The organism is Streptomyces tubercidicus (assembly GCF_027497495.1).
GTDB classification, from domain to species: domain Bacteria; phylum Actinomycetota; class Actinomycetes; order Streptomycetales; family Streptomycetaceae; genus Streptomyces; species Streptomyces tubercidicus.
The window spans coordinates 7,011,651-7,025,230 of the sequence record NZ_CP114205.1 but is presented as its reverse complement, the minus strand read 5'-3'; the positions used below and the strand labels follow the sequence as shown (position 1 = coordinate 7,025,230).

Annotated in this window: 12 protein-coding genes; 6 read left to right on the top strand and 6 right to left on the bottom strand. The window is 73.3% G+C overall.

Annotated features, from left to right (window positions below; genetic code table 11):
* Positions 1-8: 8 nt before the first annotated feature.
* Positions 9-203, bottom strand: coding sequence for a CsbD family protein (locus STRTU_RS30715; RefSeq protein WP_159748209.1), 195 nt, complete (start codon positions 201-203; stop codon positions 9-11).
* A 318-nt stretch (positions 204-521) separates the two neighbouring features.
* On the opposite strand from STRTU_RS30715, the gene STRTU_RS30710 reads away from it, so the two are divergent.
* The gene (locus STRTU_RS30710; protein ID WP_159748207.1) at positions 522-1,073 is read left to right on the top strand and encodes a hypothetical protein; all 552 of its coding nucleotides are present in this window, start codon (positions 522-524) and stop codon (positions 1,071-1,073) included.
* A 104-nt stretch (positions 1,074-1,177) separates the two neighbouring features.
* Here the strand turns inward: STRTU_RS30710 and STRTU_RS30705 are convergent, their stop codons facing one another.
* From STRTU_RS30705 to STRTU_RS30695, 3 genes are all read right to left on the bottom strand, one after another.
* Positions 1,178-1,681: an NUDIX hydrolase gene (locus tag STRTU_RS30705; RefSeq protein ID WP_159748205.1), complete on the bottom strand. Its 504-nt coding sequence runs from the start codon at positions 1,679-1,681 to the stop codon at positions 1,178-1,180.
* Between the two features lie 78 nt (positions 1,682-1,759).
* Positions 1,760-2,377, bottom strand: coding sequence for a hypothetical protein (locus tag STRTU_RS30700; RefSeq protein WP_174879003.1), 618 nt, complete (start codon positions 2,375-2,377; stop codon positions 1,760-1,762).
* 118 nt (positions 2,378-2,495) lie between these two features.
* Positions 2,496-3,344, bottom strand: a complete 849-nt coding sequence (locus STRTU_RS30695; protein WP_159748203.1) for a glutamate racemase — start codon at positions 3,342-3,344, stop codon at positions 2,496-2,498.
* Between the two features lie 181 nt (positions 3,345-3,525).
* Between STRTU_RS30695 and STRTU_RS30690 the strand changes: the two genes are divergently transcribed.
* Positions 3,526-4,674: a glycosyltransferase gene (locus tag STRTU_RS30690; protein WP_159749731.1), complete on the top strand. Its 1,149-nt coding sequence runs from the start codon at positions 3,526-3,528 to the stop codon at positions 4,672-4,674.
* 21 nt (positions 4,675-4,695) lie between these two features.
* Here the strand turns inward: STRTU_RS30690 and STRTU_RS30685 are convergent, their stop codons facing one another.
* Positions 4,696-6,063, bottom strand: a complete 1,368-nt coding sequence (locus STRTU_RS30685) for a TerD family protein (protein WP_159748201.1) — start codon at positions 6,061-6,063, stop codon at positions 4,696-4,698.
* Between the two features lie 244 nt (positions 6,064-6,307).
* Between STRTU_RS30685 and STRTU_RS30680 the strand changes: the two genes are divergently transcribed.
* The 4 genes from STRTU_RS30680 (at position 6,308) to STRTU_RS30665 (ending at position 11,047) form a co-directional block, all read left to right on the top strand.
* Positions 6,308-6,757: a DUF6643 family protein gene (locus STRTU_RS30680; RefSeq protein WP_159748199.1), complete on the top strand. Its 450-nt coding sequence runs from the start codon at positions 6,308-6,310 to the stop codon at positions 6,755-6,757.
* Between the two features lie 46 nt (positions 6,758-6,803).
* On the top strand, positions 6,804-7,628 hold the full coding sequence (locus STRTU_RS30675) for an MOSC domain-containing protein (protein WP_159748197.1): 825 nt from the start codon (positions 6,804-6,806) through the stop codon (positions 7,626-7,628).
* A 210-nt stretch (positions 7,629-7,838) separates the two neighbouring features.
* Entirely contained in the window at positions 7,839-8,441 is a 603-nt protein-coding gene (locus STRTU_RS30670; RefSeq protein ID WP_443098482.1) for an Rv1733c family protein, read from the top strand.
* A 167-nt stretch (positions 8,442-8,608) separates the two neighbouring features.
* Positions 8,609-11,047 carry a right-handed parallel beta-helix repeat-containing protein gene (locus tag STRTU_RS30665; protein ID WP_159748195.1) on the top strand — a complete coding sequence of 813 codons (2,439 nt, stop codon included), beginning with the start codon at positions 8,609-8,611 and terminating at the stop codon, positions 11,045-11,047.
* Here the strand turns inward: STRTU_RS30665 and STRTU_RS30660 are convergent.
* The gene (locus STRTU_RS30660; protein ID WP_174879002.1) at positions 11,017-13,434 is read right to left on the bottom strand and encodes a hypothetical protein; all 2,418 of its coding nucleotides are present in this window, start codon (positions 13,432-13,434) and stop codon (positions 11,017-11,019) included. The genes STRTU_RS30665 and STRTU_RS30660 overlap by 31 nt on opposite strands.
* Between the last annotated feature and the right edge of the window lie 146 nt (positions 13,435-13,580).

Genomic DNA, 13,580 nt, shown 5'->3' with positions numbered 1-13,580 from the left:
GCCGGGCGTCAGGAGTGGTTCTTGCTCTTCAGGGAGTCCTTCATCCCCTGCATGTTCTCCTTGGCGTTGCCCATCGCGCTCTTGGCCTTGCCCTTGGCCTCGTCGGCGCGGCCTTCGCTCTTCATGCGCTCGTTGCCCATGACCTTGCCGGCCTTCTGCTTGGCCTTGCCCTTCATCTTGTCCATGGCGCCTTTGTCACCCATTTCGCACTCCTCTGTCCTGTGGGGGGAAAGCTTCGGCACCACGTTGCCGCAGGTCACGATGGCGCGCACCCGGAGGCGGCCATCGGTAGGGGCCGTCTCCGGGCACGCCGTGGACCGGCGCGCCCCGCTACCTGCCGGTATCGCCCGCCACAACTGAGGAGAGCCGGGGACGAGATGCGGCGCGACCGGGGTCCGCCGCACACGCCGCCGCCCTCACCCGATCAGCCGCCCCCGATCGCCCGGCGCCCGGCGGGCTCCTAAGGTCTGTGCGGTAGGGCGGCATGCCGTCTGCGCACCGCCGCCACCTGGGAGGCCGATATGCGGAGACTCATCGCCGTACCGACGGTGCTGTTCGCGCTGGCCGCCGCGGGCTGCGGGGACGCGGACGGCGGCCCGGACACGACGGCCGCGACCTCCTCCCCCACGGGCGCCGGGCCGGGCGACGGGCCGGGCTCCGCCTCCCCGACCGTCCCCGGGCAGCCGGTGAACTGCGGTGAACTCCCCGACGCGCTGGGCTCGGAGGGGGACGTCACGCTCTTCGCCGACCCCGGGGCCGGAGGCACGGTGGGCTGTGGTGAGGCCCGTTCGGTGATGGCCGAGTTCTTTCTGCGGGCGCCGCGGGAGGCACAGGACGACCGGGCCACGCTGTCCGTACGCGGCTGGGTCTGTCAGTACGAGAGCGGCCCCACCGGCACCTGGATCACGACCTGCCGCAAGGACAAGCGGGAGATGCACACGGAGGAGCCGCCCGGCGGGAAAACCGAACCGGGCCCTTCCGGGGAACCCGGTGACCCGGACGCGTCCCAGCTGCCCCCGCTTCCCGATGAGTCATCCGACCCGTTGGACGAGCCGTCGACGGAGGAGCTGTAGCCCATCACCCCACCGCGTCACCGCGCCGCCGGGCCGCCGCGCCGCCGGAACTCCGAAGCCTGAGCCCCTGAAGGCATCCGCCAGGGCACTCAGGCTCCGGGCGCTCAGGCTTCGAGATCCGGACCCGCCGACTCCTGTTCCATCCCCTGGAACCACGTCGGCCCGGCCTCCAGCGCCCGCTTGATACGGGTCAGGGCGTACTCCTCAAGCTGCGGCAGGGCGTCCAAGGCGAACCAGCCCACCTCCAGCGACTCATCGTCATTGACCTGCGCCGCACCGCCAACTGCCCGGCAGCGCAGGGTCACGTCCATGAACTGGCAGACATCGCCATTGGGGTAGTGGGTGGGCGGCATGGTCTCGACGAGCACGATGCCCTCGGGGACGACCCGTACGGCGGTCTCCTCGTAGACCTCCCGTACGGCGGTCTCGGCGGGCTGCTCGCCGGGCTCGGGGATGCCTCCGATCACCGACCAGCCGCCGGTGTCGACCCGCTTGCCCAGCAGGACACGGCCCTGGTCATCGAAGACGACCGCGCTCACCCCGGGCAGCCAGAGGAGCTGCCGGCCGATGGAGTTCCGGAGGTCACGGATGAAGTCGGGGGTTGCCATGGTCCGACCCTACGGGACGTACCCGGCCCGCCACGTGGCGGAGTACGCGCGCCGCACACACCCGCCGGCGCGCGCCCCTCAGGTCCCCGCCGGGGTCCCCTCGCGCGGCCGCAGCCGACCGCGGATCGCGCGGACGGCGCCCTCGGCATCATCGACGGTGACGGTGAAGGTCATCCCGTCGCCCAGCTGGAGCACCACCCCCTCGCCCCGCCGGACCACTACGGCCGTGCCCTGCTCGGGGCGCCAGCGGTAGCCCCAGCCGCCCCAGTGGCGGGGCGTGACCTGGGGGGTGAAATCGGCGCCGACGACGGTGTCCAGCGGAATCCGGCGGCGTGGCACCCCTATATGGCCGCACCGCACCTCCAGGCATTCCTTGTCGACGCGCACCGCGACATGGACGAACGCGAGCGTGCCGAAGAGCACCAGCAGGCCGGCCGCGACACAGCCGACCACCGACATCACCAGGGGCGCTCGCCCCGAGGTCCAGTTGCTCTCGACGGCGAGCAGGATGCCCAGCGCCAGACAGGCCGCACCGATCGCGGCCAGCAGCCACTGGATGCGGTTGGTGGCGCTGCCGTGCCAGACCTCGGGGATCTCGGCATGGGAGCCGCCGGCGGGGCGCGCTCCGCTGTCGTCGCCGTCGGTACTGCCGTGGTTACCGGGGGCTGCTGCCCCCTCGTGGGGGTGGTCCCTCATGAGACGCAGCGTACGCGTCTTCGCACCCCATGGCAGTGCGTCGAACGGCCCCTTTCCCGCCCGGGTTGCGCAACGGGCGACGCCATGGGTGACGTCATGAGCTACGTCACGGGTGGCGTCAGCGCCGGGCCGCCGCGGCGGTCTCGTCGGCCACTGCGGCGACCGGTTCGGTGGCGCCCGGCGCGAGGTCCGTACGGCTCCGGGCGAGCAGCCGGCCCTCGGCGTAGGCGAGCGCCTCGGCCGGCAGTCCGGCGGGGCGGCCGCTGAGGATCACGCTGAGGGCGCCGGTCGGGGCGGCCGCGGGGGCCGGTTCGGCACCGATACGGCGCAGCGCCTGGGCGGCGACCGCCTCGGCGGAACCGTGCAGGACGAGCGCGGGGGCGCCGGGCTGCTGGAGGGCGGCCCGGATGCGTTCGGCGACCAGCTCGTAGTGGGTGCAGCCCAGGACGACGGTCCGCACGTCCCGTGGGGTGAGATCGGCGGCGGCCGCGACGGCGGCGTCGATCGCGGGCTCGTCGGCGGCCTGGACCGCGTCGGCGAGTCCCGGGCAGGGCACACCGGTGACCTCCACCCCGCTCCCGAACCGGTCGATCAGATCCCGCTGGTAGGGGCTGCCGGTGGTGGCGGGGGTCGCCCAGATGGCGACGGGGCCGCCGCCGGCCGCGGCGGGCTTGATCGCCGGGACGGTGCCGATGACCGGGATCTGCGGTTCCAGTTCGGCGCGGAGGGCGGGCAGCGCATGCACGGATGCGGTGTTGCAGGCGACGATCAGGGCGTCGGGGCCGTGCGCGGCCGCCGAGCGGGCCACGGCCAGCGCCCGGTCGGTGACATCGTCGGGGGTGCGGGGCCCCCACGGCATACCGTCGGGGTCGGAGGAGAGGACCAGATCGGCGTCCGGCCGCAGTCGCCGCATGGCGGCGGCCGCCGCGAGCAGCCCGGTCCCGGAGTCCATCAGCGCGATCTTCACCCGGACACTTTACTCAGCCGCTCGTCGGGCTTGTCATACCGGGCGGGACGAAACCGGCCGCGGCCGCCCGTCCCTTCCCTGCCTCTGCACTCCTTCCTCCGCCCCTTTCCGCCCGTTCCGACACCGTGTCGAGCGCCGCCGCGGGCCGGGTGCGGTGCGGCAGACTGCGACCGTGGGAGCGATGGAGTGGATCGGTGCCGGGTCCCTGCTGGCCTGGGTGTGGCTGCTGCTGGGGCAGGGCTTCTTCTGGCGGACGGACGTACGGCTGCCGGACCGCCGGGATCCGGAGCGCTGGCCGTCGGTCGGGGTGGTGGTCCCGGCGCGGGACGAGGCCGCGGTGCTGCCGGACAGCCTGCCGTCGCTGCTCGGCCAGAAGTACCCGGGCCGGGCGGAGGTGTTCCTGGTCGACGACGGCAGTACGGACGGGACCGGCGCGGTGGCCCGGCAACTGGCGGCCGCGCGGGGCGGGCTGCCGCTGACGGTGTCCTCGCCCGGCGAGCCCGAGCCGGGGTGGACGGGGAAGCTGTGGGCCGTACGGCACGGGATCGCGCTGGCGCGGGAGCGCAGCGCGCCGGAGTATCTGCTGCTGACCGACGCGGATATCGCGCACGAGCCGGACAGTCTGCGGGAGTTGGTGGCGGCGGCCCGTTCGGCGGAGCTGGACCTGGTCTCGCAGATGGCGCGGCTGCGGGTGGTGACGTTCTGGGAGCGGCTGATCGTGCCGGCGTTCGTCTACTTCTTCGGGCAGCTGTATCCCTTCCGGTGGGTCAACCGGCCCGGGGCGCGGACCGCGGCCGCGGCCGGGGGCTGTGTGCTGCTGCGGCGGGAGGCAGCGGAGCGGGCGGGCATCCCGGAGGCGATCCGGGGCGCGGTGATCGACGATGTGACGCTGGCGCGGGCGGTCAAGCGCGGCGGCGGGCGGATCTGGCTGGGGCTGGCGGACCGGGTGGACAGCGTGCGGCCGTATCCGCGGCCCGCCGAGCTGTGGCGGATGGTCTCGCGCAGCGCGTACGCCCAGCTGCGGCACCGGCCCCTGCTGCTGCTCGGTACGGTCCTGGGCCTCGCGCTGGTGTATCTGGCGCCGCCCGTCGCGCTGGTGGCCGGACTGGCCGGCGGCGGTCCGGTGCTCGCGGCGCTGGGCGGGGCGGCCTGGGCGGTGATGAGCGGGACCTATCTGCCGATGCTGCGCTACTACGGGCAGCCGCTGTGGGCGGCGCCGCTGCTGCCGTTCACCGCCCTGCTCTATCTGCTGATGACGGTGGACTCGGCGGTGCAGCACTACCGGGGGCGCGGTGCGGCCTGGAAGGGCCGGACGTACCCGGCGCCCTGAGTGGCGCCCCCGCTGCCGCCGTCACTTACGGGCCGGTGACCAGTCCAGACCCCAGCCGTATGCCTGGTCGACGGTGCGCTGCGGGCTGACGCCGGGGGCGGGGACGAGGTAGCGGGCCTCGCGCTGGACGACGAGTTCGCTGCCGGTGTTGGTGATCAGCGCCAGCGCGCAGACGTTGGAGGGCACCGTGCAGGCGTCCAGGGTGAAGTCGACGGGGGCGCCGTGCTGGGGCTGGAGGGTGACCGTGGCGTTCAGCCCCGCGAAGCTGCGGGCGCCGGCGTAGACGGTGACGAAGATCAGGATGCGCTTGATGCGCTCCTGGTGGTCGAGGTTGATGGTCATGTTCTCGCCCGCCGCGACGGCGCCGGTGCGGTCGTCACCGTCGAGCTGGATGTACGGCGGGGCGTGCAGGGCGCCGAAGTTGCCGCCCAGCGGATGGACCACGCCCGCGGCGCCGTCGGTGAGTTGGTAGAGCGCGCACAGGTCGAGGTCGAGTTCCCCGGACGACGGCAGCAGCGCGCCGCGCGCGCCCATGGCCTCCATCGCCTTGCGGCCGAGTTTCTTGCCCAGCCGTTTGCCGGCCGAGCCGCCGGTCCAGTTGAGGTTCACCCGCATCGCGCCGGAGGTGCCGCCCTGCTTCGTCAGGGAGACGGCCGGGGCATCCTTCGTGAGGGTGACTTTCGTCAGACGAACGGGCGGGGGCGCGGGGGCCGGGGGCGGCGGCGCCATCGGAGGGGCGGGCGCCATGGCCGGGGGCGCGGGCGCCATGGCCGGGGGCGCGGGCGCCATGGCCGGGGGCGCGGAGGGCGGCGGAGCGGGCGCGGCGGGGACCGGAGCCGGGGCCTGCGGCGCCGCCGGTTCCTCGACCTCCTCGACGCTGATGCCGAAGTCGGTGGCCAGCCCGGCGAGCCCGGTGTCGTAGCCCTGCCCCACCGCACGGAACTTCCAGGCGCCCTGCCGCCGGTAGAGCTCGCCGAGGACGAAGGCGGTCTCGGTGCCGGCGTCCTGACTGTCGAAGCGGGCCAGCTCGGCGCCGCCCGCGGCATCCAGCACCCGGATGTGCAGTCCCGGGACGCCGCCGAAGCTGCCGCCGTCGGCGGAGGCGGCGAGCACTACCTTGTCGACGGCGGGCTCGACGGCCGCCAGATCGACGGCGAGGCAGTCGGTCATGGCGCCGCCGGCCGGGCGCTTGCCTTCATGGCGTACGGCGCCGGAGGCGTGCGCGGCCTGGTTGTAGAAGACGAAGTCTCCGTCGTCGCGGACCTTTCCGGACACCAGCAGCAGGGCGGAGGCGTCCACGTCCGGTGCTCCGGGGGCCGCCTGCCAGCCGAGTTCCACCCGTACCGCCGGGGCCGGAACCGGCACATTGCTGCCCTTGAGCATCGACATCGCCGCGCTTCCTCTCGTCCGCCGTGCCCCTCGGTGGTGGCACCCCCAACCTACTCGTCCCCCGCCGTGCCGAACGCCCCTTGTTCACCCGCGAGAAGCGAGGTCTTTACACGATCCCTACGGGCGATCGCGACCGATTTCCACAAGTTCGCTCCCATTGGCGCGCCATGGCCACTCCGAACACGCAAAACAACAGTCTTGCCAGACTCCCCAATCGGCACATCGTGGGCTTAACTTATGAGGTATGACCTCCCCCCGCTCTACCTACGGCGGCGGCTACTACGCTTCGCCTCCCTTCCCGGACACCCCGATCTACGACAGCCTCGTCGCAGAGCGCGGTACACCGCAGATCGCCCCGATCCGGGTGAACCCCGCCCCTTACGAAACGGGTTCGTCCTATTTGCCGGCGCTGCCCTCGGCGCTGCCGGCACTTCCGGCCGCACCTTCCCACCCCTCGCCGCAGGGTTATCCGGGCGCGGCCGCGCAGCCGGTCGCCCCGCTGCAGCAGGCTCCGCAGCCGTACATCCCGCAGCAGGCGGGCACCCGCGGCTACCCGGCCCCGCAACAGCAGCAGCCCCAGCGCCCGCCCATGGGCACGGGGTACGAGGCGATGCGCCCGGCCGCCCCGGTCGCGCCGCGCCCCGCCTCGCCCTACGACGACCCGTACGGCCGCCAGTACCCGCGCGGGTACTGATCCCGGCGATCGGTCAACTGTCCGAGGCGGCTGGCAGGATGGAGCCATGCCCATGCCTGTGCTCCAGTCGATCCATCTCTACCCGGTCAAATCCATTGCGGGGTCCGGTCCCGGCGAGGCGGTCGTGGAGCCGTGGGGGCTCGCCGGGGACCGACGCTGGCTGCTGGTGGATGCCGAGGGCAGACAGCTCACCCAACGACAGCAGCGGACGCTGGCATTGGCGCGCGCCGAGGAGCTGCCGGGCGGTGGCCTCGGGCTGACCGCGCCCGGGAGGGAGCCGTTGACGGTCGCGGTGCCCGCCTCCGGGGAGACGGTCCCGGTCGAAGTCTGGAAGGACGAGGTCGAGGCGGTGCCCGCGGGCCCGGAGGCGGCCGAGTGGTTCCGCGGGTATCTGGGCATCGAGTGCCGGCTGGTGTATCTCGACGCCCCGGAGAGGCGCCGGCCGATCGACCCGGCGTACTCCGAGCCCGGCGACACGGTCAGTTTCGCCGACGGCTACCCGCTGCTGCTGACGACCACCGCGTCGCTGAACGCCCTCAACTCGCTTATCGCGCAGGGCGATCACGCCGACGAGGGGCCGCTGCCCATGGACCGCTTCCGGCCCAATGTGGTCGTGGACGGCACCGCGCCCTGGGCGGAGGACGACTGGCACCGGGTCCGTATCGGCGCGGTGGAATTCGAGGTGGTCAAGCCCTGCTCGCGCTGTGTGGTCACGACCTCCGACCAGCACACCGCCGAGCGCGGCAAGGAACCACTGCGGACGCTCGCCCGCCATCGCCGCTTCGGTGACGGGCTGATCTTCGGCCAGAATCTGATTCCCCGTGGGGTCGGCACGATCCGCATCGGCGACCCGTTCGAGATACTCGGCTGACGGGCGCGACGGGCGCCGTGGTGACGCCGACCGTACGGCCGCGCCGACGGCACAAGCGGCCGGTCCGGGCGGGCTCGGCGCCCGCTCCCGGGGCCCGCACCGTACGCCCGGATGTTGCGTTTTGTACGCGGCGATGTTGCTCTCTCTTCGCAGAACTCTCGCGCAGACCACCCCTGATGCGGTATTCACGGACACGGAGAGGGGGCAACGATGCGAGCGATGCGAGGCGTATGGCGCTGGCGGCGCAACCCGCTGCGGCGCCGGACCGATCGGATCGAGGCGTGGGTGGCGCTCATCGCGGCCCTTCTGATCGCCCTCGGCTCGACCTCCGCGGGCTGGCTCACCGGCCGGACCGCGCAGGGCGCACTGCTGGAGACCGTACGGGTCCAGCACCAGCAGCGGCATCTGGTGTGGGTCACGGTCGACCGGCTGCTCTCACGGGCCCCGCTCGACCCCGATCCGGAGACCTCCTCGCACCGCGACTCGCACCGCCGGGTCCTCGGCCGCTGGACGGCCCGGGACGGCAGCGCGCACCTCGGGCAGCTCGCCGCGCCCCGTCCGGTGGAGACCGGTGAGCGGTTCCGGATCTGGACGGATGACCGGGGCCGGGTGGTGCCGCGGCCGATGGACGCCAGTACGGCCGCCACCCACGCCGTGCTGGCCGGGCTGGGTGCCACTGCCGGGGTCGGCATGATGATCGAGGGCGCCCGGCGCATGATCGTCTGGCAGTTGATGGTGCGTCGTTTCCGCCACTGGGACCAGGAGTGGAAGCGCGCGGGACAGGACTGGGGACGGGCCGACACGGGCAGCTGAGAGCCTGCCCCGGGAAGCTGCTGACCCTGTCAACTACCGCCCGCCCGGCGCGCTACGGTGGTGGCGCCAGCCTCTCGGCTGGGGCCTCGCAGACCGGAATACGGACATCCGCGGACGGATGGTGCCGGGCCGACAACAGCCGCACGAAGTGGGGGCACGACAGCGCCATGGCACAGGGCTCGGTCCAGGTGACGCACTCCGGAACGTCCCGTTGGCGACGCCGTACAGGGGAGTACAGCTCGCTCGCCGCCGCCCTGGAGGCCGCCGGGGACGGTGATGTGCTGACCGTCCCGGCCGGTACCTACCGCGAGAATCTGGTGCTGGTGCGCGCGGTGACCCTGCGCGGCCCGGACGGGGCCCGTGGTTCGGTGCGGATCGCCCCGGCCGACGGAGTGGCGCTGACCATACGCGCCTCGGCCACCGTCCACGATCTGCATCTGGAAGCGACGGACTCGGCGGCGCCCGCGCTGCTGGTCGAGGACGGCGCCCCGGAGCTGATCGGGCTGCGTGTGGTGACCCGGTCCGCGTCCGGTATCGAGGTCCGTGGCGGCGCCCGCCCCACGGTGCGCCGCTGCACGGTCGACAACGCGGGCGGGGTGGGCATCAGCGTCCTGGACGGCGCCGGCGGCGTCTTCGAGGAGTGCGAGGTGATGGCCGCCGGGCAGGCCGGTGTGGCGGTGCGCGGCGGGGCCCACCCCCGGCTGGAGCACTGCCGGATCCATCACGCCTCGGGTGCCGGGCTGTCGCTGCACGGCGAGGGCAGCGCGGTCGAGGCGGTGGGCTGCGAGCTGTACGAGATCAAGGGCGCGGGCATCCAGGTCGCCTCGCGCGCCACCGGGCATTTCACCGACTGCACGGTCCACCGCACCTCCGCCGACGGCGTCACCCTGGACACCGATGCGGTGCTCACCCTCGCCGACTGCGATATCCACGACATCCCGGAGAACGCCGTCGATCTGCGCTCCCGTTCGGTGCTGACGCTGACCCGCAGCACGGTGCGGCACTTCGGGCGCAACGGGCTGTCCGTCTGGGACCCGGGCACCCGGGTGGACGCCAACCAGTGCGAGATCCACGACAGTACGGGCGACTACCCGGCGGTGTGGGTGAGCGACGGCGCCACCGCCGTACTGGACTCGACCCGGGTGCATGACGTCCCGGACGCGCTGTTCGTCCTGGACCGGGGCTCCCGCGCCGATGTCGTCGACTCCGATATCGCGCAGGTCCGCAACACCGCGGTGTCGGTGAGCGACGGGGCGACCGTGCAGCTGGACGACTGCCGGATCCGGGAGGCCGCCACGGGCGCCTGGTTCCGGGACCACGGCAGTGGTGGCACGCTCGCCAACTGCACCATCGACGGTGCGCAGACCGGCGTGATCGTCACCAAGGGCGCGGACCCCACCATCGAGAGCTGCACGGTCAGTTCGCCCACCGAGGCCGGGTTCTATGTCTCCGCGGAGGGCCGCGGCACCTTCCAGGGCTGCCGGGTCACCGGGAGTTCCGGCTTCGGCTTCCATGTGATCGACGGGTGCCGTACGACGCTGACGCGGTGCCGTACGGAGCGGTGTGCCCGCGGCGGCTACGAGTTCGCCGAGGGCGGGGCCGGGCAGGGCGACGGGCCGACGGTGCAGGACTGCACCAGCGACGAGAGCCGTGCCGTGCAGGCACTGGCCGCCGCGGCGACGGCACCCGCGGTGGCGCAGCTGACCCAGACGGCCGGGCTGCTGGGCAACGTCCCCGCGCAGGGCCCGCCACCGGCAGCGCCCGCGCCGGCCGTCGCGGAGCCGGACACCGGCAACCGGCCCTCCGACGAGGTGCTGGGCGAGCTGGACACCCTCGTGGGGCTGGAGAGCGTCAAGCGTGAGGTGCGCAGCCTGATCAACATGATCGAGGTGGGACGGCGGCGCCAGGAGGCGGGGCTGAAGGCCGCGTCGGTGCGCCGCCACCTCGTCTTCACCGGCTCCCCCGGTACCGGCAAGACGACCGTGGCCCGGCTGTACGGCGAAATCCTGGCGTCCTTGGGGGTGTTGGAGCGCGGTCATCTGGTCGAGGTGTCCCGGGTGGACCTGGTGGGCGAGCACATCGGCTCGACGGCGATCCGTACCCAGGAGGCATTCGACCGGGCGCGCGGCGGGGTGCTGTTCATCGATGAGGCGTACGCCCTCTCCCCCGAGGACTCCGGACGGGACTTCGGGAAGGAGGCCATCGACACCCTGGTGAAGCTGATGGAGGACCACCGGGAGGCGGTGGTGGTGATCGTGGCGGGCTACACCGCCGAGATGGCGCGGTTCCTTGCCGTCAACCCCGGTGTGGCATCCCGTTTCTCGCGGACCATCACCTTTGGTGACTACGCGCCCGAGGAGCTGCTGCGGATCGTTGAGCAGCAGGGTGAGGAGCATGAGTACCACCTCGCCGAGGGGGCCGGCGAGGCGCTGCTGAAGTACTTCACCGCGTTGCCCAAGGGTCCCTCCTTCGGCAACGGCCGTACCGCACGGCAGACATTCGAGGCGATGGTCGAGCGGCACGCGGGCCGGGTGTCCCAGCTGACCGACCCGAGCACCGACGACCTGACCCTCCTCTACGCGGACGATCTGCCCGAACTCCCCTGAGCGGGAGGGCCGTTCGGACCGTTCTTCGCGGGCCGCTGACCCGGCAGGTCCGGGCTGAGCCGGGCGATCAGTTCGGCGCGGACCGTGCCGAACACCGGGTCGGCGTGGTAGTCGCTGTGGCCCAGGATCTGGGCGGGCAGCGGGTTCTGCAGGGTGCGGCCGAAGGAGAGCGGGTCGCGCAGCGGTCCCTGGTCGATCCGCCGGCCGTCCTCACAGGTGAGCCGGATCGGGCCGCCGATGGGGTCGGTGAAGCGCCACAGATTGCGCCAGTCGTCCATCTCGCGGTGCAGCCCGGTCAGCGCGGGCGGCCCGAAGAAGGCGGGGAACCAGCGCCCATAGAGACGCTCCAGGGGGCTGCCGTACGTGAGCAGGGCGATGCGGCTGCGGGTGACCAGATCCAGCTGCCAGACCGCGGCGGCCGCCAGCACACTGCCCTGGGAGTGCCCGGAGAGCACCAGCCGGCCGTCGAACCGCTCGGTCCAGGTGGCCATCCGCCAGGTGAGGTCGGGGACGGCGCGCTCGGCATAACAGGGCGGTGCGAAGGGGTGGGCGGCACGGGGCCAGAACGTGCCGACGTCCCACAGGATGCCGATGGTGCGGCGGGCGGAGTGATCGCGGTAGGCGCGTCGGCCCGCCGTGATCAGCAGTATGACCCCGGCGCCCATCAGCCAGGACCCCAGGGACTCCGCGGTCTCGGCGGCGGCGTGCACGACGGGCGGCGCCCCTTCGGTGGCCCGGCCCGGCGCCCGGCCGGTGAGCCAGGCGCCGATCACCGCACCGGCCCCGAGGACGAGGGTGACGGCCGAGGTGGCCGCGATCAGAACGGGCGCGGAGTCGGTGAGTCCGGCCCCGGCGATGGTCGCGGCGATGCGCTTCGTGCGGCTCGCGTCGGGCTGCTCGCGCGGGTCGTAGAGCCCGGGGATGTCCTTGGCCACCCGGTTCCCGACGATCACCACCCGGACCGCGGCGAGCACCGCGACCACGGCGACGACGACCAGCAGCACGGGGATGACCGACGCCTGCCAGGACAGCAGGACCGGCGGCCCGGGGATGGGGGCGTGCGCCTGACCGGGAGTCGCGCCACCGTCCAGCCAGTCCGCGAAGCGCTGGGCGACGCCCCCCGACAGCACCCCGCCGACCGCACAGGCCAGCAGCGCCACGGCGGGCCCGCCCATACCGCGCAGCGCGGTGCGGGCGTCGTCACGGGCGGCGCGCTGCAGGACCCAAGCCGTCACCGCCAGCGCCAGGACCAGCACGCCCTGGAAGACGGCGATCCCGCCGAAGGCGGCGGCGCCGGGCAGCGGGCCGTGGCTGTGCGCACCGGGGCGCGCCCAGCCGGTGTGCAGCATGGTCAGCGCCAGCACCCCCAGGGAGGCGAACGGCAGCGCCCGTACGACCAGGTGGTCCGAGGCGACGTCCGGTGCGCCCTCGCTGCGGGCGGTGCGCCAGACCACCACCAGGGTGACGGCGGCGAGCACGATGACCAGGGCGGTCAGGGCCCGGCCGGTGACCGCGAGGACGCTGCCGCCGCCATCGCCCCGGTCGGCCTTCGCCGCGGCGGCGAGCAGCACGGCGGCGATGGTCAGCACCCCGGCCGTGGTGTGCGCGGCACGCAGCCTGGCGACCAGCCGGCGGCCGTACCAGAAGCCCTCACGGCTGAGCGCGGTGCGCTCGGCGGCCGGGGTGTCCCGGGAGGTGCCGGGCAGCCGCGGCGGCGGTGAGGCGGATTCGTACGCGCTCCACGTACGGCGCGAGAGCCACCACAGGAAGCCGATGACGAGCAGCGGCACCATGGAGGCGAGCGCGAGGCGGCGGCCCGGGGCGCTCCACCAGCCGGAATTGTCGGGGCTGAGGAAGCCCATCCAGGACTTGCCGGAGGCGCAGACGGTGGTGCCGGCGCACTGCCAGGCGGTGAGGTCCAGGGCGACCTCACAGGCCGCGGCGGCGAGCAGGACCGTGAGGGTGAGCGCCAGGATGCGGACGAGCAGGTCGTAGATCCGCTGGGCCGGGTGCTCGGACGGGGCGGCCGGGCGCATCCAGTGGGCGAGGTTGGCGACCATGAAGGGCACCAGGACCAGCCACAGGGCGCGGGCGCCGTTGCCCGAGGTGAGGTTGGACCAGCAGTACGCCTCGCGGACCGGCTCGCCCCGGTAGTCGTCGGGCCGTTGCTCGGCGTCCGCGTCGTCGGTGCGGCGGTAGCAGGCGGCGGTGTCGTCGCCGGTGATCAACTGGACGCGTGGGTCACCGAGCATCTCCTGGGCGGTGGTGCCGCCGACCCCGTGCACCAGCAGCTCCAGGGAGAGCTGTGGTGCGGTGTCCGGTGGCCCATCTGCTGTGCTGCCACGGTCCGTTGACCGGGCGTGCGGTGTCGGGTCCGCGGTCTCCACTGAATTCCCCCGTAGTCCATGCGGCGCCGCCGAGCGGTGCGACGCCCCCAGAATTCTCTCTTCCCCGCCCCGGCACATCCAGCACCCTCTCGGGGCGTCGTTCCGGCGGAGCTTGCGCTTCCGCTTCGGGGGAGCTTCCGCTTCGG